Annotated in this window: 15 protein-coding genes; 12 read left to right on the top strand and 3 right to left on the bottom strand. The window is 45.0% G+C overall.

Annotated elements, in window-relative coordinates:
• The first annotated feature begins 116 nt into the window (after positions 1-116).
• Genes ABIE26_RS01280 through ABIE26_RS01295 form a run of 4 tightly spaced genes read left to right on the top strand, consistent with a single transcriptional unit; the run spans position 117 to position 8219 of the window.
• Positions 117-3602, top strand: coding sequence for a SusC/RagA family TonB-linked outer membrane protein (locus tag ABIE26_RS01280; protein ID WP_310140966.1), 3486 nt, complete (start codon positions 117-119; stop codon positions 3600-3602).
• Between the two features lie 10 nt (positions 3603-3612).
• A complete protein-coding gene (locus tag ABIE26_RS01285; RefSeq protein ID WP_310140965.1) occupies positions 3613-5046 on the top strand; it encodes a RagB/SusD family nutrient uptake outer membrane protein in 1434 nt (477 codons plus the stop codon).
• A 24-nt stretch (positions 5047-5070) separates the two neighbouring features.
• A complete protein-coding gene (locus ABIE26_RS01290) occupies positions 5071-6009 on the top strand; it encodes an ABC transporter ATP-binding protein (protein ID WP_310140963.1) in 939 nt (312 codons plus the stop codon).
• A gap of 2 nt (positions 6010-6011) precedes the next feature.
• On the top strand, positions 6012-8219 hold the full coding sequence (locus ABIE26_RS01295) for a Gldg family protein (RefSeq protein ID WP_310140962.1): 2208 nt from the start codon (positions 6012-6014) through the stop codon (positions 8217-8219).
• 120 nt (positions 8220-8339) lie between these two features.
• Here ABIE26_RS01295 and ABIE26_RS01300 read toward each other — a convergent pair whose 3' ends face one another.
• Complete coding sequence (locus tag ABIE26_RS01300) at positions 8340-8912, bottom strand: hypothetical protein (protein WP_310140961.1); 573 nt, start codon at positions 8910-8912, stop codon at positions 8340-8342.
• Between the two features lie 263 nt (positions 8913-9175).
• On the opposite strand from ABIE26_RS01300, the gene ABIE26_RS01305 reads away from it, so the two are divergent.
• From ABIE26_RS01305 to ABIE26_RS01330, 6 genes are all read left to right on the top strand, one after another.
• Complete coding sequence (locus tag ABIE26_RS01305) at positions 9176-9730, top strand: RNA polymerase sigma-70 factor (protein WP_310140959.1); 555 nt, start codon at positions 9176-9178, stop codon at positions 9728-9730.
• 80 nt (positions 9731-9810) lie between these two features.
• Entirely contained in the window at positions 9811-10809 is a 999-nt protein-coding gene (locus tag ABIE26_RS01310) for a FecR family protein (RefSeq protein ID WP_310140958.1), read from the top strand.
• A 197-nt stretch (positions 10810-11006) separates the two neighbouring features.
• Positions 11007-14432 carry a SusC/RagA family TonB-linked outer membrane protein gene (locus ABIE26_RS01315; protein ID WP_310140956.1) on the top strand — a complete coding sequence of 1142 codons (3426 nt, stop codon included), beginning with the start codon at positions 11007-11009 and terminating at the stop codon, positions 14430-14432.
• Between the two features lie 22 nt (positions 14433-14454).
• Positions 14455-16296 carry a RagB/SusD family nutrient uptake outer membrane protein gene (locus ABIE26_RS01320; protein WP_310140954.1) on the top strand — a complete coding sequence of 614 codons (1842 nt, stop codon included), beginning with the start codon at positions 14455-14457 and terminating at the stop codon, positions 16294-16296.
• Between the two features lie 22 nt (positions 16297-16318).
• Positions 16319-17281, top strand: a complete 963-nt coding sequence (locus ABIE26_RS01325) for a DUF5017 domain-containing protein (RefSeq protein ID WP_310140952.1) — start codon at positions 16319-16321, stop codon at positions 17279-17281.
• 137 nt (positions 17282-17418) lie between these two features.
• Positions 17419-18789, top strand: a complete 1371-nt coding sequence (locus ABIE26_RS01330; protein ID WP_310140950.1) for a Gfo/Idh/MocA family protein — start codon at positions 17419-17421, stop codon at positions 18787-18789.
• 56 nt (positions 18790-18845) lie between these two features.
• On the opposite strand, the gene ABIE26_RS01335 is transcribed toward ABIE26_RS01330, so the two are convergent.
• Positions 18846-19658: an SDR family oxidoreductase gene (locus ABIE26_RS01335; protein WP_310140947.1), complete on the bottom strand. Its 813-nt coding sequence runs from the start codon at positions 19656-19658 to the stop codon at positions 18846-18848.
• Between the two features lie 57 nt (positions 19659-19715).
• Positions 19716-21107, bottom strand: coding sequence for a sialate O-acetylesterase (locus ABIE26_RS01340; protein WP_310140945.1), 1392 nt, complete (start codon positions 21105-21107; stop codon positions 19716-19718).
• Positions 21108-21335: 228 nt separating this feature from the next.
• Here ABIE26_RS01340 and ABIE26_RS01345 point away from each other — a divergent pair, with 228 nt between their 5' ends.
• Both ABIE26_RS01345 and ABIE26_RS01350 read left to right on the top strand, forming a co-directional pair.
• Positions 21336-23939 (top strand): glycoside hydrolase family 2 TIM barrel-domain containing protein, encoded by a 2604-nt coding sequence (locus tag ABIE26_RS01345; protein WP_310140942.1) that lies wholly within the window; start codon positions 21336-21338, stop codon positions 23937-23939.
• Positions 23940-23952: 13 nt separating this feature from the next.
• Positions 23953-26982: a discoidin domain-containing protein gene (locus ABIE26_RS01350; protein WP_310140938.1), complete on the top strand. Its 3030-nt coding sequence runs from the start codon at positions 23953-23955 to the stop codon at positions 26980-26982.
• Positions 26983-26996 lie beyond the last annotated feature (14 nt).

Here is a 26996-nt window from a genome sequence, read left to right on the forward strand (position 1 = left end):
CTACTACAACGACACCCATAAATTATCAACTAAACCAACCACACAAACTAATGTATAAAATTTACAACAGAATTTTATATGGCCTGCCCGGTCATGTAAAAGAAATTCTATTTATTATGAAATTAACTTTCCTTATACTCCTAAGCACTTTGCTGCAGGTAAGTGCCAGCAGCTACGGACAACAGGTAACACTGCGCAAAAGCAATATAGCCCTGGATGAAGTATTTAAGGAAATAATGATCCAAACCGGATACAATGTGTTATGGCAGCCAGATAAGGTCATAAAAGCAAAGCCTGTAAATGTTAATTTTAACAGCACCGGGTTAAAGGCCGCATTGAATACATTGCTTGCCAACCAACCCTTTACTTATACTATTGATGGCAAGACAATTGTGATCAGACAGAAAGAAAAGGGGGTATTAAATTCAACACTCAGCACAATTACCGACCTGTTTAAAGTATCCAATATACGGGGGGTAATATTAGATGAAAATAACAACCCTTTACCAGGTGTAACCATAAAGGTTAAGGGAACTAACCTCATCGTTCTTACAAATAGCAAAGGTGTTTTTGAGATTTCCGGACTGGATAAGGATGCAATTTTATTGATTTCATCTATTGGTTACAAGCCGGTTGAAGTTAAGGCAGACAGTAGGTTTTTTCCCCTGAAGCTGGAACCTTCAATGGGGCAGCTGGACGAGGTAACGATCAGCACCGGTTACCAGACTTTACCATTGGAGCGTTCTACCGGTTCGTATGGGATTGTGACCGAGAAAAAATTAAACACCCGAATGGAAACCAGTATCCTGGACAGGTTGGAAGGCACTGTACCCGGACTTTATATGCAAAACGGATCAGTAACGATACGGGGCTTGTCAACCTTGTATGGAAACCAGCAACCGCTTTATGTAGTGGATGGCTTTCCATATGAGGGGGACCTGAACTACATTAACCCTGCCGATGTGATCAATGTGACTGTTTTGAAAGATGCTGCTGCAGCTTCCATATACGGAACCAGGGCCGCAAACGGGGTAATCTCCATTACTACCCGCCTGGGTGTTGCAAAACAATTGCGGGTAAATTACAACAGTACGTTGTTTGTTACCCCGCTGCCAGACTTCTCTTACCTTAACCTGATGAACTCTGCCGAGGTGGTTGGTCTTCAGCAGGAATTGTTTAATATGAAGCACCCGAGTTTTGATGATGGTGTTAATCGGGCAGCACAGCCTAAAGCCATTGAGGCGCTTTACCAGTTTGAGCAAGGAGATATCACTGCGGCGCAGCTGAATGCAACGCTGGACCGCCTGAAAAGCCTGGATGGCCCGGCGCAGGTGAAAGAGCAGATGCTTCAGCGGATGTTTAAACAGCAGCATAGTTTTTCGGCCACTGGTGGCAATGAAATGAACCAGTTCAGTACAGGCCTTTATTACATTGGTAACAAAGGGTATAATAAAGGGAGTAACAGCGATAATCTGAACCTGAACATCAGAGATCATGCAAAGGTATTCAAATGGCTTACTCTTGATGCAGGTATTACCGCAAATCTGGCTGCCTCGAAGTTTAAGCTGCTGGGCGGCATGGATTATACCTACTATATGCCATACGAAATACTGAGAGACGAAAATGGCAATACCGTACCCTGGAGCGATGGAAAATCCCAGTTTGAAATGAACAGGCTTAAGGGGCTGGGCCTGCTCGATGAAACCTTTAATCCGCTTGACCAGCTGAACAATGGGGAGAACAGTTCAAAGAATAACTACATCAGGCTGCAGGGTGGTTTCAATATCAGGTTTATGGAAGGGTTAAACCTGGACGTGAAATACCAGACTGAACGGGGAAGTTTTTACAGCAAAACCTACCAGAGTAAAGACTACTACAGGGTGGCAAGGATGATCAATGATGCTACACAGATCAAGAACGGTCAGGTCATCAAAAATATACCTGATGGCGGGCAGCTTTATGAATCGAGGGGCGAATCCAGGTCATATACCTTGCGTGCGCAATTGAATTACGACAAGCAGTTCAGTTCGCGGCACCGTTTTACGGCTTTGGCCGGCGCCGAACAAAGGGCAGTAGCTTCAACTTCAACAAATGTACATCGGATGGGTTACAGTGATAACAACCTTATTTTTAAACCGATCAATGAACAGGCCCTGGCAGGTAACTTAACCGGAACAGAATCTTTACAAAGTACATTTAGATACAATTACAGCGAATACAACTTTTTTAGGGCCCCGGAAGACAGGTACGTGTCGTTATATGCCAATGCCGGACATACCTATAACAACAGATACAACATAACCGGAAGTATCCGGGTAGACAACTCCAACCTGTTTGGTACAGATCCAAAGTACAGGTACCTGCCGCTCTGGTCGCTCGGTGGAAGCTGGAAGATTTCTAATGAAAGCTTCATGAAAAATGTTTCCTGGGCAGATGTATTGAACCTTCGTGCTACCTATGGCTTAAGTGGTAACGTAGCTAAAAGTGTTGGGCCATTTCTGCAGGCCAGCGCAGATTTCAATTCCGATACCGGGGCCCCTGTTACACAAATCGTAAGCCCGCCGAATAAATCACTTCGCTGGGAAAAAACCGCGGTGGCCAATATCGGGCTCGACTTTGGCTTCCTTAAGAACCGGATATCAGGATCAATAGACATTTACAACCGCAAAACGACCGATTTGCTTGGTGAGCGCAGAACCGATCCTACCAATGCCTATCAGACAGCACTGATTAACTACGGAAGTTTGCACAATCGGGGATACGAACTGGCGCTGAATACTGACAATATCCGCTCGGCTAATTTTACCTGGCAAAGCAGGCTGTCTTTTAGCCACAATAGCAATAAGATGACTGAAATCAGTACAGACGACGAATCGGTATATAATTATACCAACGGAACCGGTATGGAAAAGGTTGGCTACCCGATGAAGAGTGTATTCAATTTCCGGTATGCAGGGTTAAACCCAACCAATGGGACCGTCAGGGTTTACGATAAAGACGGAAACATCGTTGAAAACTACAATCAGCAGGCGGGGTATGTAGAAGCCATGACAGATGTGAACGGGTTGGTTTTCAGTGGTACCCTGCTGCCTACCTATACCATTGGGTTTACCAATAGTTTCAACTATAAACAGCTTAGTCTGAATGTGATGATCATTGCAAATGGTGGCCATGTCATCCGCGATGCTGCGCCACAAATTATTCAGAACAGCAATTTTAGCCGGAATATGGACAGACGGGCACTCAATTTCTGGAGAAACCCAGGCGATGAAAATATACCGGGCATCATGCCTGCACCTGATCTCGGCAATTCCTCTACCTTCTATTATCAGTCGGTCTGGAGAATGAACGACATGAACACTTTTAAGGCTGATTATGTTAAAGTCCGCGATATCTCCCTGAGGTATGATTTTGCTTCCACACTGCTAAAAAATGCAAAGGTCTCTTCTGCCAGACTTACTTTACAGGTGCAAAACCCGTTCAGCTGGTTCAGAAACTCGAAAGGGCTTGATCCTGAAGCCTATTTTGCGCAGCCATCGGAATTTTATAGAACATTACCTGTAACCCCGGTATATATGCTGGGTATAGATGTCACTTTTTAAAGATATGATCATGAAAATAAAATATTTGTATATAGCACTGGTACTTTTTTCGCTGTTGGGCTGTAAGAAGTTCCTTGATATTGTGCCTAAAGATAAATTCATTCCAACTACAGTTGAGGATTATGAAAACATGCTGAATTTCGCTACGGTGACCACCTACGGCGATTACTATGAGGACCTTATTACGGATGATGCTTTTTTGCCTGAGGGCGAGCCTGGTAACCTGTATACCAAACAAAGGTTAAGCAACCGGAAGATTTATCAGTTCGATAAGAATGCTTTTGGCGAGGGTGATAACGACGTATTGTGGAGCGAGGGCTACAAACGCCTCTTTTATTTCAATACCGTGATCAACAACATCATGGAGGCACAGGGCGGCAGCGAAGCAAATAAGCGCAGTATCCGTGCCGAAGCATTGCTGGGGCGTGCGCTTGAACATTTACTGCTGGTAAACGTATATGCGCAGCATTATGACCAGGCTACAGCCGCAACCGAACCCGGCATACCTCTGGTGCTCGAAGCAGACATCAGTGCCAAACATCGCAGAAATACCGTTAAGGAAGTATATGATCAGGTTATAGCAGATCTGATATCAGCAACCAATGACCTTCCCCTTAATGCAAAACTCAATAGATTCAGGGGCAGGAAGGCAGGGGCCTACGCGCTCCTGAGCCGTGTATATCTGTTTATGGGCGAGTACGGAAAAGCCCTGGAGAAGGCAAATGAAACACTCAGCTTGTATAGCACCCTGGCAAACATGAACAATTATAAGGTAATTATACCTGGCCCTTTTCCGTTTGTACCGGGTACCCCGGTGGGTTGGACAGATGTGCCGCGGGGGATTGACCATCCGGAAGCAATTGTTGCCCGTACCTTTCTGCGTCCGTTTGGTTTGGGGCAAGACGTATGTGCTTCAGCTGAATTAACAGCGCTGTTTAGCAACGACGATAAACGCTGGACACTTTATTATGCCAATGGCTGGCCGCCGGCACCGCCTTTCAATTACATGACCAGGTATGGGGTAAAGATTTTTCTTCGCGGAGATTTTTTTAATAATGCCCTGAATACGCCTGAAGTTTACCTGACAAGAGCAGAATGTAGCGCCAGAACCAACAACCTTCAAGGGGCGCTGGATGATGTAAACCTGTTAAGGCAAAACCGTATCGTGCCGGCAGCCTATAAAGTATTTACACCAGCAGATTTTGACAACGATGCTGAAAAAGTACTGCGATTTGTGCTTGAAGAACGCAGGAGGGAGCTGGCCTTTACCGGACTAAGGTTAATGGACCTGAAGCGTTTAAATAAAGAAACAAGGTTTGCGAAAACGATTAAACACACAGCTGAAGGCCGGGAATACATTTTACCGCCAAACAGCCCGAACTACCTGAGGCAAATCTGGCCGGCGGCTTCTGTAATGAACCCGGACTGGCAGTTAAATCCCTAAGCGCATTTTACAATAAAATCCCATATGAAAAAAAGTATCGTAAAGCTGGAGCAGCTTTCACACCGGTATAGTAAAGACTGGGCCATTAAAGACATTAGCTTTGAAATCAATAAAACCGGAATTGTTGGTTTATTGGGTTCCAACGGTGCCGGCAAATCTACGACCATGAATATCCTCTGCGGCGTGTTAAGTCAGACAGAGGGCAGGGTAGTGATTGAAGGCTTTGACACAAGAGAGCATCCTGCAGAGGCAAAAAAACGCATTGGTTTTTTACCACAGAACGCGCCCTTGTATCTGGAAGTTACAGTAGATGAATACCTGACTTACTGCGCAAACCTCAGACATATTCCCGCTAATAAAATCAAAGCCGCCGTTGACGAGGTCAAGGAAAAATGTGGTGTAGCCCATTTCAGTAAAAGGTTGTTAGGGAATTTATCTGGTGGATACCGGCAGCGTGTAGGGATTGCCCAGGCCATCATCCACCAGCCCTTACTGGTTGTTCTGGACGAGCCAACAAATGGCCTTGATCCTAACCAGATCCTGGAGGTAAGGCACCTGATTAAAGAAATAGCAGAGGAACGGTCGGTCATCTTTTCTTCCCATATTCTGGCCGAAATCCAGGCAACCTGCCACGATATTATTATGATTGAAGGGGGTAAAATCGTGTTTTCAGATACAATGGATTCCTTTAATAATTATATAGAACCGAACAGTCTGGTAGTCACTTTTGGCAATCCGCCGGAAAAAGAAAAATTAGCCTCATTGCCTGGGATCAATAATGTGGAATACATAACCGATAAAACCATCAGGATGCATTTTAACACCACACCCGACATCACAGAAAATATAGTAGAAACGAGTGTGGCCCAGGGCTGGAAACTCAGAGAAATTAACCTTGAAAAGAGCGCGCTGGATACCATTTTTGCTCAACTGTCAAATAAAAAACCAAACCACACCGCATAAAGATGAGAACAATTTTTAAAATTGCACGTTTTGAGCTAAGCACTTTATTTTACTCTCCCGTAGCCTGGCTGGTATTAATGATCTTTCCTATTCAGGCAGGATTAGACATCACCAAATTTATCCAGATGATTGGAAGGGCATCAAGAATGGGGCAGGAGTTTACAGAGATCACCGATAAGATCTTTGGTGGAAATTATGGTTTCTTTGCCGGTGTAAAAAATACCCTTTACTTATATATTCCATTACTAACCATGGGGCTCATCAGTAGAGAAACCCATAGTGGTTCCATTAAGCTGCTGCTGTCTTCCCCGGTTAAGGTGAGGGATATTGTATTGGGTAAGTATCTGGCTATGATGGCGTATGGTTTAATTCTGATATTCATCGTCGTACTTTTTGGGGTAGCTGGTGGATTGTCCATAAAAAACATGGACTACGGACAGGTTTTTGCCGGAACTTTTGGCCTGTATCTGTTGATCTGTGCTTACGCTGCTATAGGATTGTTTATGTCTTCCCTCACGTCTTACCAGGTGGTGGCGGCCATCAGTACACTGGGTATATTGGGTGTGCTTAACTTTATAGGCGGCTTGTTACAGGGCGTAGACCTCATCAGGCATGTAACTTATTTTCTTTCTATCTCTGGCAGAACGGAGCAGGCTATCAGTGGCTTAATCAGTACCGAAGACGTCGCTTATTTCCTGATCGTGATTTTTTTCTTCTTAATGCTGACCGGGATTAAACTCCAGGCCGGAAGAGAGGCAAAACCCCTGCGGGTAAAGCTATTGCGCTATACAGCGCTAATCTTTGTATGTTTTGTTGCCGGGTATATCAGCTCAAGGCCTTCGCTCACCGCTTATCTGGACCTTACCGCCGTAAAAACGCGCACACTGAATGCAAATAGTGTGGCCCTCATCAAAACAATGGATAAGCCGCTCAGGGTTACTACTTATGTGAACATTCTTGATGAGAATTATTACATGGCGAAACCAGAAGTTAAAAGCGCAGATGAAAAAACACTGATGCAATACAGGCGCTTCATGCCCGACCTGAAAATGGATTATGTGTATTATTATGATGTTTCGAAAAATGCCAACCTTTATAAAAGTCATCCAGGGATGGACGAGAAGGCCCTGGCAAAGAGTGTGGCCGATGTTTACGGCTTAAATTTTGAATCCGTTCTGACACCAGCTCAGATCAGAAAAATAGTGAACCTGAGTGGCGAAGAAAACCGGGTTGTAAGGCAGCTGAGTTATGGTGATCAGAAAACATTTTTGCGCTATTTTAATGACATGATGATGTATGCCAGTGAGCAGGAAATTACAGCTGCCATCAAACGCATCGTAATGCCTTCGAAAATTCCTGCGGTCGTTTTTCTGACTGGGCATGATGAACGCAGTACTTACAAAACAGGTGATAAAGAATATAGGGTTGCTACTACAGAGCTGACTTTCAGGTATGCGTTGATTAATCAGGGTTTCGATGTAGACACTGTTTCTTTGCATACGCGGGACATTCCTGCAAAAACCTCGGTTTTGGTTATTGCAGATCCCGGACTTAGTTTCTCAACCTCCGATCTGGATAAAATTAAGCGCTATATAGACCGTGGTGGAAATTTATTGATTACAACTGAACCGGGCAGGCAAGCTTTTCTGAGCCCCTTGCTGGCTCATTTAGGCATTGGAATGAACAAAGAAAGTGTGATAGAGAAAAGCAGGGATTTTGCACCTGATTTTATTCTGGCTAAGTTTTCTGAACAAGCGGGCCCGTATTTTAAGAAATACAATAGTACCTGGCAAGCTGATGGGGTTGTTGCCATGCCTGGGGCAGTAAGCCTGAATACCATTTCAGCATCAGCCTTTAACATTACACCAATTCTAACCGATCAGCAAAAACACCCTTTAGTACTTGCACTTACCCGCAGGATCGCTGATAAGGAACAGCGGATCATGATTGCGGGAGATGCAGATTTTATGAGTTCAGTTGAAATTGCCAGGGGAAGGCCTGTTACCAGAAACTTTGACCTCATCACCGAGACATTCAGGTGGTTTACCGGCGGCGAATTTCCGGTCAATACTTACCGGCCTAAATCTCAGGATGTCATCAGCAGTGATGACAATGGCGTACTGGCCATCAGGATATTTTTCTTTGGCATACTGCCATTCTCTTTACTTATTACTGCAACCTTATTGCTGATTTACAGAAAAAGAAGGTAACTGCGTTTCTGATAACTTTTATTGAAAACGGGCTGCAATCAATTGCAGCCCGTTTTGTTGTTTGACCCGCAAACATGTGGCATCCTTATTATTGCCTGATAAATGAAATTTAATATCGGATTAATGGTTCCATTGAAGGCCTTCAGTGTCGAACTCAATTGCACGGGTTCCTTGCTGGTAAAATTCCATTTCAATAATTACTTTCTTCGAATTCTTTAAATTTTTGAGAAACTTAGAGGTGTTTTTTAAAAAAGCTACATCTGAGCTGTGGTCAGATGCACTAACGAATGTGTATGTAGATGAAGGTTTATCGTCAAATCTTACTCTGAAGTTTGATCCATCGTAAGAATCGATTATTAACTGCGCTTTTGAGAATTGGACAAACACATCAGTTTCTCCAGCCATTTTTCTTACAAAAAGCACAGCTGCGCAGCCTCCGTCGTAAGGAGCATCAAAATGTAGCAACTCCTTTGCATCAATACTAGCATGATAAGTTTTCTTTGATGTCATTTTGTCTTCACTCTCGGAATAGGTCCAGCCAGTAGATGGTGCAATGTGGCTGGTATCTGGCGCAGACGTAACCTTAGATGTATCTGTCAAATTCTGCTTATTAGCTTCTGTGTTACAGCTAACAACACCAATAAGCGAGAATGTGGCCAAAATACCTGCGGGCCATAAAAGAAATTTTTTCATTGAGTTAAAGTTGCTTTTGAAAGTAGTTTTTTGATTTACAGATTCTTATAATGCTATTTTGAAAGTAAATCTATTGATAGACGTATTAACAATAATAACAAAGATACAATATAAACTTTAACACGTATGCAAGTTAAATGCTACAAATTAAACTTAAAGATCATACAAATTTAATTTTAGTTGTGTTTTTCTTTCAAAATATTTCCTACCTTGGATATAATTCGTGTACGTACACCAATACTTAGGGGACACATAAACTGATAATGATAAAGCCGGAAAAAATAGAACATAAGGATGTCCTGACCAAAGACAAGGCCCTGGAATTGATATTCAGCGACCTGTTCAGGGCATATGAGTATCCGCTTTATACGCTTGCGCTAAGATTGTCTAAAGATGATTTTGTGGCCAAAGACATCATTCAGGAAGTTTTTATGAGCCTCTGGAACATGCGCGAGAAGCTGCACGAGATCAATAACATTGAAGGCTACCTTTTCCGCATTACCCGTTTTAAGGTAATCGGGCATCTCCGTAAGGTATCTGCCGATGACCGTTTGAAAGAAAAGATCTGGCTGGCGCTGAAAGACCTGGAACAGGATGGCGCTGCCCGCATTGAAGAAAAGGAGTTTAATGCAGTGCTTGCAACAGCCATAGCGCAGCTGCCCCTCAAAAGAAAGCAGGTATACCTGCTCAAGACAAGCGAAGGCAAAACCTATAAGGATATTGCCGACGAAATGAAGATATCACAACATACTGTTAAGAATCACCTCTCTTCCGCAACTGCGAGTATTCGTGATTTTTTAAGTTTGATTTTCAGGTAATTACGTATTTTTTGTAAATACAGCTAAAATCCGGATAGGAAAGCGCTGCCACCTGAAGCTACTATATAGAAAAGCTTCAGATGAAAGAACGCATCGCCTACCTTTTTATGCAATACTACACCAACAGGTGTACCCGGAAGGAATTGGAGGAATTTTTCCAGTTGATCCACACTGCAAAGCACGACAGCGAAATTAATGAACTCATAAAAAGCACTTACGATGAGATCAAAAAGAATAATCCTTCTCTTACCTATATTGATGAGGGAGGAAAGCTTGTGCTCAGGGAACCGGATTGGTTACAGGAGGCGGCTGGCGATCCGCATGAGCAACCGTTAAAAAAAAGAGCGCAGCCCGTATGGATAGCAGCAGCAGCATGTTTACTGCTGATCGCCTTTGGGGCAGTAGGCTTGTGGAGGCTCAAAAGAACTACGCCAGAAGTTGCCATTGTACAGAAATTTACAGAAAGGGCAGAACATAAGTTTCTGTTACTGAACGATAGCACACAGGTTTGGCTGAATGCTTCGAGCACCATTAATTATCCTGAACATTTTGACGAGAAAAAACGCGAGGTATACCTCAATGGTGAAGCTTATTTTGATGTAAAACATGCAGATAAGGTGCCATTTATCATTCATACCGGCGATGTAACCACCGTGGTCCTGGGCACTGCTTTCAACGTAAAAGCTTATGAGGGGCAGCAACACATTACTGTAACGGTAAAGCGCGGCAAAGTACAGGTCATGAAATCGGATAAGGTGGTATCTACCTTGATTAAGGGCCAGGAAGTCAAGATCGATAAAAAAGAAATCCACCAGACAGATAAAGCTGCAGACAATAACCATGCGGGGGCCTGGCAATATGGTTACCTGTCTTATGAAGACGAAAGCTTTGCCGACATCATCAGTGACATGGAGCGGGTTTATAACACCGAAATCATTGTAATGAACCCACAACTGAAGCAAACCCTGGTAACCACCTCATTTAACAGGGATATCGGGGCCAAAAAGGCGCTCGAGATCCTGTGCAGGCTAACCGATGCAAAGCTCGAATTTAAAAACAACCAATACCTTATAAAATAACCAGACAGTCAATCGATTATTCACTAAAACAGCAATTCATGAAAGGAGCCAGACAAAAATAAAAAGACCGCTTCCGGGTACCAGCCGGAAAGCGGTATGATTAGTTAATAACCCATTTCGAGAATTATTAAAAACCATTCAAAACTATGCATTTAATCTTTACAAAGTGCCGGGAGGCGTGCTTTATTCATGTTATTATGAAACTTTTTTATCTGATATGCTTTTTAACGCTTAGTGGAGTACTTCAGGCAAATACCCTGGTTGGTCAGGACCTGAACAAGGTATTTGTATCCCTTGAATTAAAGAATACCAGTTTAAAGGAAACACTTAAACAGATTGAACGGAATACCAAAATACGCTTCACTTACAAAAGCGAAGATATTGCCGGGTTTAAGCAGATCAACTTCCATAAAAGCAACCAGAAGCTGGTAGAGGTACTGGATGAACTGTTTAAGGGCAGTAACCTTACCTATGAAGAGATCAGTACAAACGTGTTGATCATAAAAAAAACGCATGATGCTGAGCTGCAGCAAGCTGCAGAACCTGCGCCCCCGGTTGTCCTTAAAGGAAAAGTTACAGATGAGAAAGGTTTGCCTGTACCGGGGGTAAATGTGCTGATCAAAGGGACCAGCAATGGTACGGTAACTGCTCGCGACGGAAGTTTTACCCTGACTGCACAGCAAAATACAGGCACACTGGTAATCTCTTTTATTGGCTACATTAAACAGGAAATCAGCTTTTCGGGCGCAGGCAATTATAATGTTAGCCTGGTTACCGATGCTAAAGGCCTTAACGAAGTAGTGGTGATCGGTTATGGCACAACAACTAAAAAAGACCTGACAGCTTCTGTTGGACAGGTTAAAATGGACGACCTGGTTAAAGCCCCTGTTTTTACTTTTACTGAGGCACTTGCTGGCCGTGTAGCGGGTGTACAGGTTTCCACCAGTGATGGGCAGCCGGGCAGCGCACAGGATATTGTTATCCGTGGCTCGGGTTCACTTACGCAAAGCACAGCCCCCTTATATGTGATTGATGGCTTTGCCATGGAGAGCTTCCAAAGTAACTCCTTAAATCCGGATGATATAGAATCGATCACCGTATTAAAGGACGCTTCCGGAACGGCTGTATATGGGGCCAGAGGGGCCAATGGAGTGGTGGTTATCCAGACCAAAAAAGGGAAAGCCGGAAAGCCTGTTATTACGCTGAACACTTCGTTGGGTATACAGGAACTGAGAAAACAAATGGAGATGATGAGCCCCTATGAATTTGTTAAGATGCAGTCAGAAATGATCAACACTGCCCTGGTGAACCAGGTTTATTTTCCCAATGGCAAAACGCTGGAATCTTATCGTAATGTGGCCGGGGTAAACTGGCAGGACCTGATCTTTCGCCGGGGCACAATGCAAACGCATAATTTTGCCATCCGCGGTGGCAGTGAACATACCAGGTACTCGGTATCGGGTGTGGTAAACGACCAGGAAGGACTGATGATCAACTCAGGCTATAACCGGGCGCTGGCCCGGGTTTCTTTAGACCAGGATGTAAGCGAGAAGCTGAAAGTTGGTTTCAATGCCAATTACAGCAGCGCCACTTCATTTGGGCTGGGGGCAGCTTCCAGTACCGGCACGGCATCGATCTCTAATTATATATTTGCCAACGTGTATGGCTACAGGCCCGTTTCGGCTAATGAAAATGTAAACCTGGAAGAGGAACTGTTCGATCCGGATGTGGCTGTAAACTCCAGTAATGTTCGCATAAATCCGGTTATAACTGCAGAAAATACATACCGGAAAACCATCAACAATGAAATTGTTGGAAATGCTTATCTTACTTATAACTTCATCAAAGAGCTGGCTTTCAATTCAAGAACAGGCTATAGAAAACGCGTCGTCAGAGGTGAAGCTTTTTATAACTCTCTCACTCCGCAAGGGTCTGCCAGTCCGGTCAATACCAGGGGGGTAAACGGCAATTTCAGTTTTGCTGAAAACAATACCTGGACAAATGAAAATACGCTAACCTATCAAAAAACTTTTAAAGAAGATCATAAACTCACCGCATTGGCAGGCTTTTCACTGGAAGGAGTGGCTACAAATACCTATGGGGCTACTTCGCAGTTTGTTCCTAACGAACAACTGGGAATGCTTGGACTTGATGAAGGAACGCCTTTAGCTATCACGGCCAGTGGTGGCGACAATAAACTGATGTCTTTTTTTAGCAGGGTAGATTACAACTACAAATCCAAATATCTGCTTACGCTTGTTGCCCGTGCAGATGGTTCTTCGAAATTCAGGCCGGAAAATCAATGGGGGTATTTCCCATCTGCAGCTTTTGCATGGAACATGACCGCCGAAAGTTTCATGAAATCTGTTCCGTTTATATCCAATTCCAAATTGAGGTTAAGCCATGGTTTGTCTGGTAACAACCGGATCGGTAATTATGAAACATACAACCGGATCAGTTTTGACAAGATTGTGAACGGTGTTTCTTTTAATGATTCCCCACAGCAAAGTTCCGCCTGGTTATCCGAATTAGGGAATACGGACCTTAAATGGGAAACCAGTATCACCAGCAATATAGGATACGATCTGGGCCTGTTCAAAAACAGAATTGAACTGACGGCGGAGTTGTATCGGAAAACGACTGATAACCTGTTGCTTGACGCACAGATCCCCTATATTTCCGGATATTCAAACACGACCAAGAACATCGGGAAAATAAAAAATGAAGGATTGGAATTCGCTCTGAATACGGTTAACATCAATACCGATTCATTCAGGTGGGAAAGTAATTTTAACATCAGTTTTAACAGAAGTAAAATTCTTGAACTGACAGAATCCAGTACTTTATTTTCGGATGTTTCCGGTGGTTTTTCGCCTGCCCCAGCTTTATGGATAGCAAAAGTAGGACAACCGATATCTGTGTTTCACGGTTATGTTTTTGATGGCGTATACCAGTATGAAGATTTTAATAACCCCGTGCCCGGCCTCTATTCGCTTAAGTTGGATCGGCCAACCAATGGCAATTCCCGGGCCGCTATCCAGCCCGGCGATATCAAATATAAAGACCTGAATGGTGATGGGATTGTTAACGGTTTTGACCAGATGGTAATTGGCAGGGCTGAACCCATACATACCGGTGGCTTTTCTAATAATTTCTCTTATAAAGGCTTAAGTCTGAATGTGTTTTTTCAGTGGTCGGCCGGAAACGATATTTTTAACGGCAACAGACTGGTGTTCGAAGGCAATTCTCAGTATGCCTATCACCTGAACCAGTTCGCTTCCTGGGCAGACAGGTGGTCGCCTGAAAACCCGAGCAATAAAAACTTCAGGGTGGGTGGTCAGGGGCCAACAGCATATGGTTCTTCCCGGGTGATTGAGGATGGCTCTTATCTGCGGTTAAAAACGGTCTCCCTGGCTTATCAGATCCCTTCAAGGTTTATAAGTAAACTATATCTGAAAAGCCTTTCAGTTCAGGCTTCAGCACAAAACCTGGTTACCTGGACAAATTACTCCGGACTGGATCCCGAAGTCTCGGTTAAGAGTTCTGCTTTAACCCGGGGCTTCGATTACTCGGCCTATCCACATGCGCAGACCATTGTTTTTGGATTAAATGCAACTTTTTAAAATGTATTTTAAAGATATTATCATGAAAAAGATCACTTATTTACTGATGATCATAGCTTGTTTAAGCGCAAGTTCATGCAAGAAATTTCTGGCAACTGATCCGCAGGATTTCATTTCCCCGGAAAATTATTACCAGACGGAAGAGCATCTTAACCTGGCTTTAAATGGAGTATACGTTCCATTATATTCCAGGCCGGTTTATGGCAGTGTATATTCGGCCAAAATGAATATGTGTGCCGATGAAGCATTTTATGCACGGCAGGAGATAGGCATGCGCACCAATTCACACGGTGCCGGTGATTCGGAACTGGAGGCGTTATGGAAAGGCATGTATACCGGTATAGACCGTGCAAATGCTTTGCTTGCCAACCTTCATAAACCCACAATGGATGAAGGCAAAAGGCAGATCATTCGCGGGGAGGTACTGTTTTTAAGGGGGTATTATTATTTTATGCTGGTGCAGAATTTTGGAGGTGTACCCCTTGTACTGCTGCCCACTACCTCTCCTGAAAGCGCCGGACAGCCCCGTGCAACTGCTGCAGAAGTATATGCCCAGATTGTAAAAGACATGGAAGAATCTGAAAATCTGGTACAGCCCATACGTACTTTAGGTTTTGGAGGCAGGATCAGTAGATCTGCCGTGCGGGGTATGCTGGCGCGTGTAAATCTGTATATGGCGGGTTACCCCCTAAATGATGTATCGCGATATGCCGAAGCAAGCAAGTGGGCAAAAAAAGTAATCGATGATGCCGAAGCTGCACATACTTTGAACCCGGATTATAAAAACATTTTTATCCGCTATGCCAATGACACTTATGATGTCAGTGAAAGTATATGGGAAGCTGAATTTTATGGCAACAACTCAAACAGTAACAATACTTTTGGTGCTATTGGCAGTCTGATTGGCATTGCCACAACAAATGCCACCGTAGGGGGTGCTTACGGGATGCACCAGGTTACGGCCAAGCTATACCGGAAATACGAACCAGGAGATGACCGCAGGGATTGGAACATTTCTACTTTTACCTATAATGCAACTACCGGGGCCAAGGTGTTTTTTAGTCAGGGGCTTTTAGACAACCCCGCAAATACGAATATCTATACCCGATATGCTGCGAAATTCAGAAGGGAATACGAGAAAGTAGTGCCGAAAATAGCTTACAATACCCCTCAGAATTTCCCTATCCTGCGGTTTTCTGATGTTTTATTGATGTATGCAGAAGCAGAAACCCAATCCAAGGGGCTTGCTACCGTTGATGCTGTTGAAGCTGTTAACAAGATCAGAAGACGGGCCTGGTCGCAGGGTATTAAAAATATTGCGGTTACCAATGGAGGATCGGGGTATACCACCGCACCTTTGGTTACTATTTCTGGTGCAGGCGGTGCTGTGGCCACAGCTACCATATCAGGCGGTGTAGTAACAGCAGTTGTGCTCAGTCCCGATCCGGCAAATGGGCTTGGCGCCACCAGGGGTAAATACACATCGGCACCCGCCATAACCTTTAGCGGTGGGGGTGGCAACGGAGCTAGCGCTGTTGCAACGGTTTACAAAGCAGAAGATGCCAATCTTACAAATACCCAAACTGCTTCAAAAGACAGTTTCCTGGAAGTGATTCGCGACGAAAGAATGAGAGAGCTGGCTTACGAAGCTCTAAGAAAACCTGACCTCATCCGCTGGGGAATGTACATGGCTGAAATGAAGCAAACGTTGGCCATGATGCAATCAGACAATGCGGTTCAACCGCTGACCGCATCCTGGTATACATTAACCTATGCAAATGTGGAAGAAAGGAATCTTTTATATCCTATCCCATCCCGTGAGATCACACTAAATCAGGCCCTGGTCCAAAATCCGGGTTGGTAATCATCGACATAAAATGACGAATATGAAGTTTATATATCAAAAACTAGTTTTAGTATTAATTGTACTATCGGGCTGTTCAAAATCTGATGAAGTTGCGATGCCTGATTTTGAGGTCAGCACAACATCATCTACATTTAAAAAGGGTGTGCCTGTGGTATTTACCTTTAGAGGAAATCCTCAGCTAATTTCTGTATACACCGGCGAAACAGGCAAGGACTATGCCTACAAAGATGGAAGGGTAATGGACGTAAGCAGCCTTAACCTGTCTTTTAATAGTGCAGTAACGAATGGAGGAACAGGTAGTCCCCAAACCGGGATGTTTACCCTTATGGTTTCTACCGATTTTAACGGCGATTATTCAAGCATCTCCAGTGTAGAAAATGCCACCTGGACTGATGTGACCAGCAGGATGAGCAAACAGGAAGCGGCTACAACTTCTGGTATAAGTGCGGCTACTCCAGCTGGAGGAATGTCACTTACCGATCTTCGGGTAGCCGGAAAACCATTTTTTATAGCATTTAAGTATAACATCCGTCAACAAAGTATTTATGGTGCCTGGAGAACATGGACTTTTCAGGCCTTTAACCTCACCGCAACCGGCACAGCCGGCACACAGGTACTGGGCAGTATGACCACAACAGCTTTTCGCGTAGTACAGAAAAATCCGGAAATCATTTCCAGGACTGCAGCTACAACTACTGTGTTAACCCTGCAACATGCAGACTTAGCACTTACCCCTGGGGCAGCAGAGATACCAACACAAAACTGGGTGATTACACAGGGATTTACAAATACCAATAAAATTGATTACGGGCCCGATCTTGCTATTCCCATACAGGGTGGTACTAACGGGGCAGACAAAAAGAACTATGCCTACACCTTTGCCAACGCAGGCAATTACAAAGTATATTTTGTGGCCGCCAATGCAAGTTTAAAGGATAGAAAAGAAGTGGTAAGATCGCTGGATATTACGATAACTGATTAATTTTTATTGGCAACCGTTATAGGTGCCGGGATGTCCTTTGTGGTTAGGGGCAGGTGCCGTTTCAGCAGTAACAGGTTGCCGGAGGGAGCGCGTCTGAATTGTCAGACGCCTCCTTGTTATTTAACAAATACACACAAATGAACAACAGAAGAGAATTTTTAAAACTAACGGGACTTGCAGGGGCCGGACTACTGGCCGGCTGTAGTACCAGAAACCTGGCAAAAGACTCCGGCACTGTATTGGAGCCAAGGCAAATGCAAAAGTTTAACATGTGTGGCTATGCCGCACCGGCACTGCAAACCGTTCGCATAGGCTTCATAGGGGTAGGCAACCGGGGTGCCGCGGCCGTAAAACGTATCAGTAAAATTGAAGGGGTAGAAATTAAAGCGATCTGCGACCTGCGTCCGGAAAAGGCTGAGGCCGCCAAACAAGCCATAGCAAATACCATACATCGGCCAGATCTTTATAGTGGTGCTGAAAATGCGTGGAAAAAAATGTGCGAACGCAACGATATTGACCTGGTTTACATTGCCACACCCTGGAAATTGCATACCCCAATGGCAGTATTTGCTATGGAGCACGATAAGCATGCGGCAGTTGAAGTTCCTGCTGCAGAAACCATTGAGGAATGCTGGCAGCTGGTAGAAACTTCTGAAAAAACAAGGAAGCATTGTATGATGCTGGAGAATTGCTGTTACGATTTTTTTGAGTTGCTTACATTAAATATGGCCCGGCAGGGTTTCTTTGGCGAGATTGTACATGCCGAAGGCGCTTACCTGCACGACCTGCTGGAAGAGAATTTTTCTAAAGAGAAATACCAGGACATGTGGCGCCTGAAAGAAAACTACATTAGCGGCAATCTTTATCCTACGCATGGCTTAGGCCCGGTAGCTCAGGCAATGAACATCAATAGGGGCGATAAAATGGACTACCTGGTATCTGTATCGGGTAATGATTTTATGATGGGCGCAATGGCCCGGGATCTGGCCGCTAAGGATAGCTTTTACCAGCAATTTACCAGGAAGGGTTTCAGGGGCAATATGAATGTAACCACCGTTAGAACCAACAAGGGCAAAACCATCATGATCCAGCACGATGTAAGTACGCCACGCCCTTATTCCAGGCTGCACCTCATCAGTGGAACCAAAGCTATCGCTCAGAAATACCCGTTGCCTGCACGTATAGCTACCAGCCATCTGAACTGGTTGTCGCCCCAGGAAATGAAGGCATTGGAACAACAGTATCAGCCGGCGATAGTAAAACAAATAGGTGAGCTGGCCAAAAAAGTAGGTGGCCATGGCGGTATGGATTTTATGATGGACTGGCGTTTAATAGATTGTCTGCGCAAAGGCCTGCCCCTGGATATTGATGTATATGATGCCGCCAGCTGGAGCGCCATTAAGCCTTTAAGTGAAAATTCCGTGGATAATCGTTCCAATTCAATCGATATTCCTGATTTTACAAAGGGACATTGGGCTTTAAACAAACCCTCATCGATGGGTCTTTAACAATTCTGTTCCGGCCAGTAAGAAGCTTGTGTATACCGCTGTTTTTCTGTTCATAACTAAACGCCGCTGAATGCTGAAAATCCACCATCAACCTTAATGATAGTTCCTGAAACGAACCTGGATTCTTCACTCAATAACCACACCAGGGCGCCTTTAAGCTCATCGGGGTTGCCGAACCTGCTGAAAGGTGTTTTTTTGATCACCAGATTGCCGCGTTCCGTGTAAGAACCGTCTGGTTGAGTAAGTAAGGCCCTGTTCTGTTCTGTAATAAAAAAGCCGGGAGCAATAGCATTCATCCGGATGGCATCTCCATAACGGATAGCCAGTTCGGTGGCAAACCATTTGGTATAATTGTCTATTGCCGCCTTAGCCATGCTATAACCCAGTACCCTGGTGATGGCATGGTCAGCTGCCATTGAAGAGATATTGACAATGCTGCCCTTCCCTGTTTTTGCAATGGCCTCGCCAAAGATCTGTGTAGGGTTAAGGGTACCCCAAAGGTTCAGATCTGCGACCTCCCGCATACCAGCCATGCTGAGTTTAAAGATGTCGGCGCCAGGCTGGAGCACCCCTCCGGGCATATTGCCCCCTGCTGCATTCACAAGACCATCTATCCGGCCATAAGCATCCCATACCTTGTCCTTTGCCGCTAGCAGCTCTGTTTCGTTCATCACATCTGCTATTAATGCAATGGCGTTACCACCCCGCTCAATTACTTTTTCGGCACGCTTATGGGCTGTCTCCATATTTCGCCCAAGGATGCCTGCCGTACCGCCGGCAGCGGTAATGGCCTCAATAAAGGCTTCGCCTAATATGCCCGTACCTCCGGTAACTACAATTACTTTATCTTTTAAACTGAAAGGATCCATGTCTGATTTGGTGTATATTAATGTTTAAGATTACAAGTTAATATTCTTATAGCAGCATTACCAGTTGTCTGTCCGGAATGAAGATGCCGGTAAGCCGTCGTTGTTAAACAATTCGGCTTTTACCCATTCTTTGTAGGCATACCGTACCGCTATCGGTTGAGGTACGTCATTACTGCTTAGTGTAATCTGGTTTGCCTTAATGATTGCTTTTGCCGGATAAAATTTCCTGTCTTGACCCGCAATTTCAAACAGGGTCAGTGGTTTCCTGTAAGAGGTGAGGTAAGGAGCATAGTCAAAGTTCAGGATTGCTGCATTGCCTTCAATCTGCATGGTTTTAAGTTCGGGCGAATGGTAATTAATGCCTTTTATGCCGTAAGTTTTACCCAATGCCCAATAGGCTGCGCGCAGGGCCGGTGTAGTCTTATCCATAAAATGGATATCGGTTTCCATGCCGATATCCAGCGTACATACCATACCGCAGTTCGGGATTATTTTTGAGGCTTTGAGCTGGGCTTCGCGCAGTCCCGGGCCATTGCGGGTTTTATCTGTACCTCCATAAGGGGCAATCTGCACATAGTAAAATGGAATTTCGCCTAGTTTCCAGATCTTACGCCAGTCGGCCACCATTGCCGGGAACAGCTTTTCATACAATTCCGGTTCATGACGGTTAGATTCGCCCTGCAGCCATAAAAAGCCTTTAATCCCATAGCCTGCAACGGGGGCAATCATGCCATTGTACAGTACCGTTGGCTCCTTATGAACGGCTTGTGCGGGATCTAAGCGTTCAGGTATTTTAACTTCTGGAAAATCGTTCAGGCTATTCCTGCTCATCCAGGCCTCTATCATGGTGCCGCCGGCGGAAGATAAAATAATACCTATGGGAACCTTTAATTTCTTTTGAAGGAACTGACCATATTGAAAAGCGAGGGCACTGAAATCGCGGGCAGTTTCTGAGGTAGATTCCACCCAACGGCCTTTGAGGTCTGCTGCCGGAGCAATATTGGCAGCCCTGCCAACCCGGTAGAGGCGCAAACTGGGGTTATCCGCCGCCAAAATGATTTCGCCGGCATTCAATACCGGTGATGAATTGCCTTTTAATGCCATTTCCATATTGGACTGGCCAGAGCAGAACCAGACTTCACCAATGAGTATGTTTCGGAGGTTGAGCAGGCTGCCATCATTAAAGGTTAGGGTATAAGGGCCTCCGGCTTTTGGCGTCTGTATTTTTAAGGTCCATTTCCCGCTGGCCGGAACATGAAGGGTATAGTTTTTCTTGTCCCAGCCCGTGATGATGTGCATAGTGGCATTGGGGTTTGCATGGCCCCAGATAGCTACGGCCGATTGCTGCTGCAATACCATATTGTCGGTAAAAATGGAAGGTAGCTGAACTTTAGCTACTGCCTTCAGGCCGGCACACAAAACAAGAAGAACTAAAATGGGTATACGCATAAGGGCAAATTGATTTAAAGCTAAGATAGTCTGTAGTGTATTTTAAGATGCATGACATTTAAGTCATATGTACAGGGGACATGCTTCATGCCCACCGTTCCATACAAAAATCTCCGGATTGATCATTTAGTACGGTACTTATGTTTCATTTAGCCTGTATAATTAGTGATTTAACACTATACCTTGCAGCAACCAAATAACCCAGTTCCAAATCTATTAAAGAAGCGCATGATCCGAAGGCTTTTGTTATCCTTTTTTTTACTGAGCAGTACTTACCTGTCTGTATCCGCACAGCAGCAGCCCAGGCTGCAATGGTCTATAAATGACAGCTGGAAATACCTGCCCCAGGGTGCTGACTTTGCACAAAGGCCAAAGTCAGATGATTCCAAATGGCAATCGGTAAATATTCCGCATACCTGGAACGCAAAAGACCCCTTCGACGATGATGAGACTTCACGAAGGGACATCAGCTGGTATAGGAAAAGACTTTTGCTCGATCAGCGGTTCAGGAATAAAAAGATCTACCTCAATTTTGAAGGTGCCTACCAGGTGGCCGATGTGTATGTAAACGGGGTATTTGCCGGTCAGCATAAAGGAGGATATACCGCTTTTACTTTGGATATTACCCATCTGGTGAAGCTGGGCGATAGCCCCGCAGAAAACCTGATCGCCGTTCAGCTCAACAATGCGCAGGACAATTTTATACCGCCCTTGTCTATTGGTTATGCGTCTTATGGTGGCATTTATCGTGATGCCTGGCTGATCAGCACCAATAAGCTCCATTATAAATTACTTGACCATGGTTCTTCAGGCATATTTATCAGCACACCCCGGGTTGACAGTACTGCGGCCCTGGTGAACATCAGGGGCACGGTGAACAATGACGACGAAGTAGAAAGAAAGCTTGAAATGCTGCACCTGATCTACGATGCACGGGGAAAGGAAATTTCCCGCATACATAAAAGTTATACCGTTGCAGCTGGCAGGGAAATGGTATTTGCATTGGATCTGCCGGAAATAAGAAAACCTGAACTGTGGTCGCCAGATAAGCCTTATTTATATACCGTAAAAAGCCAGCTCCTGGAAAACGGACAGATCATTGATGAACTGAACAATCCATTGGGCTTTCGCTGGTACAGCTTTGATGCGAATAAAGGGTTTAGCCTTAATGGTAAAAAACTGGTGCTGAAGGGCACCAACAGGCATCAGGACATGAAAGATCATGGCGATGCGCTTTCGGCAGAAGACCATTACCGCGATCTGAAGCTGATCAAGGATATGGGCTGTAATTTTCTCAGGCTGGCTCATTATCCGCAGGCACCTGAAGTATTGAAACTGGCGGATAGGCTGGGCCTGCTGATCTGGGAAGAAATCCCCCTTGTAAATTATATGAACCCCGTACCCGAATTTCTGAAAAATTCAAAAATAATGATCCGGGAGATGATCAGACAGAATTACAACCACCCATCGGTAATCATCTGGGGCTCCATGAACGAGGTCTTGCTCTGGAGCGAAAAGGCAGAGCGTATACAGGTACAGGAGAATGCTGAGTATGTGAGCAAGGTGAAACGCTATGCGAAGCAGCTGGACAGCACCGTAAGAGCAGAAGATCCTTACAGGTACAGTACCATGGCCATGCACATGGGCGATGATTATGACAAATACGGACTTTCTGATATTCCCCAGCTGGCGAGCTATAATATTTACAATGGCTGGTACAGCGGTAAGGCAGCGGAATTTAAATCCATTATAGACGAAAAACATCATCAGAACCCTAAACAGGTACTTTTTATCAGTGAATATGGTGCGGAGGCCGACAACCGGGTAAATACTGAGCATCCGCAGCGCTTTGATTTTACAGGGCAATACCAGCGCATGTACCATGAATCGTATCTGAGTCAGATTGGGCAGATGCCTTACCTTGCCGGAACGGCCATATGGAACCAGTTCGACTTTTCGCAGCCTAATGTAGGGGGGGTAAGCAACAATATGAACCAGAAAGGGATGGTGACATGGGACAGAAAACCAAAAGATTCCTATTACCTTTATAAGGCCAACTGGAATGCCGAACCCATGGTTTATATTGCCTCACGTGACTGGACACATCGGGCAGGCCTTGCAGGAAACCCGTCTACCATTGAAGTTTATTCCAACCTTGGAGAGGTTACCCTTAGGGTAAACGGTGTAGTTGTCGGAACGAAAAAACCTGATCATATTAAAAAAATGGTATGGAAAGTAAATTTAAAGGAGGGCTTAAATGAAATCAGTGCCACAGGTAAATCAGCAGCGGGGCTGTTCAACGATCATCTGGTACTGAATTATAAAGTCTACACAGCAGAGCTGGAGAGAATGCCCCGTCCTTTTACGCAGCTGGCCGTAAATGTGGGTTCCAATACCCAGTACCTGGATAATTCAGACCATATCTGGCTCGAAGACCGGCCTTATCGTTCAGGCGGTTTTGGCTGTACCGGCGGAAGCCCGGCCATGCTCAATATCAAAACAGTAAAGAAAAATACGAACGACAACCCGCTTTTTTATACCTATCAGGACGATATTAAAGGTTACCGCTTTGATGTGCCCGATGGTACATATGACCTGGAGCTTTGTTTTATTGAACCCGATAAAATACAGGCCGGTGAGCGGGTATTTGATGTGAACGTAAATGGCGAACGGTTGTTGGAACATCTGGACCTGATGGCCGGTTATGGCTTTGGGGTAGCCGTAAAGAAGAAATACAGGATCAGTGCTAATGGTGCGGGGGTGCAGGTAGCATTTAAAGCGATAAGGGGAAAAGCGGTTTTAAGTGGAATTAAATTGAAAGCGGTATTATAAGCGACATTAAGAAATGAATATTAAAACACTTTTATTGGCGATGTGTGTTTTTGCGGGTGGCAGTTTGATGGCCCAGCAGCAAAATATTGCCCTGAATAAAGAAGTTACTGTATCTTCTGAAGCCCAGGGATATCCGGCTTCCAATATAGTAGACGGCAAAATATCGCGGCATTCTGTCTGGCGCGCTGCTGCTGTAAAGGCACCTCATACGGTAGAGATCAATTTCAATAAATATTACAACATCAGCGAGCTTCGGATACATAGCGGGATCATGGACGGGGAAAAGAAGCCTGATGAAATGAGCCAGGCTGCAGGTTTCTGGTCGGTGAAGAATTTTAAAATGCAATACTGGGATGATGCCAACTGGACAGATTTTCCCAGGTCTGAAATCCATGAAAACCGGCAGACCAATGTAAGCATGACGTTTTCTCCTGTAGTGACTACCTTTAAGATCCGACTGGTATGTGATGATGGAGAACCCATCAGCATTATGGAAATAGAGGCTTTTGGTATTGCAGCGCCGAACATGCCCGCCCCGCCCACAACAGTCCCTGAAACTAAAAAACAACAACGCATCAGCGGTACGCAAAGTGCTGTCATTAAAGTAGAAAAACAGGTTTCGGGTAAGACTATGAAGTTTGTAGGTTACAACCAGGGATATTATATGCCGGGCAGCAATGTTTCCGGCTGGATGGAATATGCCAATGTAAACAGCGTGCGTTTGTGGGCCTCGTTAAACGCGTTTGTACCTGAAAAACTGGTGCAGGTTGATCCGCAGGTAATTTCAGTCGGAGAGTTTGATAAGCGCAAGAATGAACTCCGGGCAAACCCTGAGCAGAACAGCTACCTGAAATGGGATGAATTGAACATTTTGTACGACTTGCCGGATTCTTCTTCAACCAATGCCATGGTTTACAATTATGCTTTGAAGGAATTGAAACGCCTGGGCATAGGCGTAGTCCTGCAGGTGGGCAGTACAGATTTTAAGGACAACTGGGAAAATAAATGGAAACAGTGGCAGCGCTATTATGCACTTGCGTACCACTCGGCCAAGACCGGTGATGTATGCATGTTCGCCATGCAGAATGAGCCTAACCATAGAAATTCGGGGCCAATGAAACTGGATGACTGGATCCTGGGGATGCAGATCACATCGGATGCCATACACTGTGCCATTGCCGATGTGAACAAGAAATATGGTAAAACACTGCAGGCAAAATTTGTAGGCCCGGTAACAGCCGGGCAAAATACCGATTGGTGGGCAGCGGTAGCTGGGGCAATCCGTACCGATTACCAAGGCAAACAGACAAACAAAGACCTGATGGAGATCTTTTCTACCCATTCCTATAATTCCCCGGCAGTTGGGTACGCTTCCCGCATCAGCAATATCCGCAAAATCATAACCGAACATCATCCTGCAGGGCAGTCGCTCCCCATCGTTTACACCGAAATTGGCCGCTGGATGAATGCTTACCTGATTGATAAGGAAGAAACCATGGACGATCCCTCGCTGTTTACAGAATGGGCAGGTATTTATTCCAATAACATGAAGAATGGAGGGTATGGGATGTGGGCCTTTAAATTTGCCAATACCGCAAGCGGTCCTTATCCAAGGGGCATAAAATCTGGTCATCATTACATCTGGCAGGGTAAACGTATTGTAGAGGACGCCTATAAAAACCTGGCTTTACAGAAGATGGTGAAAACAAGTGTATCTGCAAGTGCTGCTGGGCTGATTACAGATGGGGACAAGTCGGATGCCTCTGCCTGGGTTTCAGCTGTCGATGGTGAAAAATGGATAGAGATTGATCTGGGCGGTATCATGGAAGTGGGCAGTGCCCTGGTATATACCGGCTCTGCAGGGGGAGTATACACTGCGCCCGACCGCATTAAAAACTTTAAACTGCAATATTTACATAACGGACAATGGCTGGACATTAAAGGTGCTGAAGAAAAGGACAGCAGATATGCACAGATCTTCAGTATGTTTAAAGAACCGGTGCGTACCGGTAAAATCCGTTTTGTAAGTAATGATAAGGGGCCTTTAAAAGTAAGGGAAATCAAAGTATTTGCCAAAGGCGATGGGCCATCAGCCAAAGCTGATTTTAATGTGTCCGGCATCCAGCGCACCGGCGAAGTGGTGCGCTTATTTGCCAAAGGTTTTAAAGAAGAACGTAATTTACTGAAAACCAAAGCCTCGGTTGATGATGCCGACCTGGATACCTACACCAGTTTTGACGAACAGACCGGCAATTACTATATGTGGCTGGTACAGCGTGGTGATTTCAGTTATAACTTGTCTATAGACCTCTCTGCGTTGCAACTGCCTGCAGGTACACCTGTAACTGCCGAAACTGTTAATGCGCTTTGTTATGGCGAAGTAACCGATGTGATCAGCTTGCCGGCGGGCGGAAGCTTTAATTTTAAACTGGCTCCTCAAAGTGTAGTACTTCTGAGTATACCATCCGTCCGGTTGACGAGAAATACTTTTTCCCCCGTGGCAGATGCGGGTGTAAGGGGGGGCAAATACGCAGCGCTCAACTATGGTAAGGAAAAACAGCTTACAGTTCAGCTGGCTGCCGGAGTACCGGACAACAATCAGGTGGCCTACGTTTATTTTGACCTTTCGGGGAAAGATATGACCAGGGCAAAAAAAGTGCTGGTGGGGTTCAGAGGCAAAGCCGAACAGGGCATCCGGCCTTTCCGGCTGCATGTGTACGGTATCCCAGGGACGGGCTGGGACACCGAGCAGTTGAATTGGCTGAATGCCCCGCTGCTCGATAAGCAGGAGGCCCTGATCCATGATGTGGGTGCTAAAGCTTTTGTGGCAGGTGAGCTGGCTTTTGACACGAAAGACAAATATCATCAGCTGGATATCACAGAAATGGCCCGAAAGTATGTAAAGGAAGGGCTTACCCTTGTGCTGGTCAGGGAAACCAGGCAGCTGGGCGACGATGAAGATAAAGGTAGAAAAGTGCTGATCAGTGCTATGGAAGGAACGAACAAACCGCTGCTGGAAATCTGGCAGGAGGCATTAAAATAATTGTAATCAAATAA

This window comes from Pedobacter africanus (assembly GCF_040548825.1).
GTDB classification, from domain to species: domain Bacteria; phylum Bacteroidota; class Bacteroidia; order Sphingobacteriales; family Sphingobacteriaceae; genus Pedobacter; species Pedobacter africanus_A.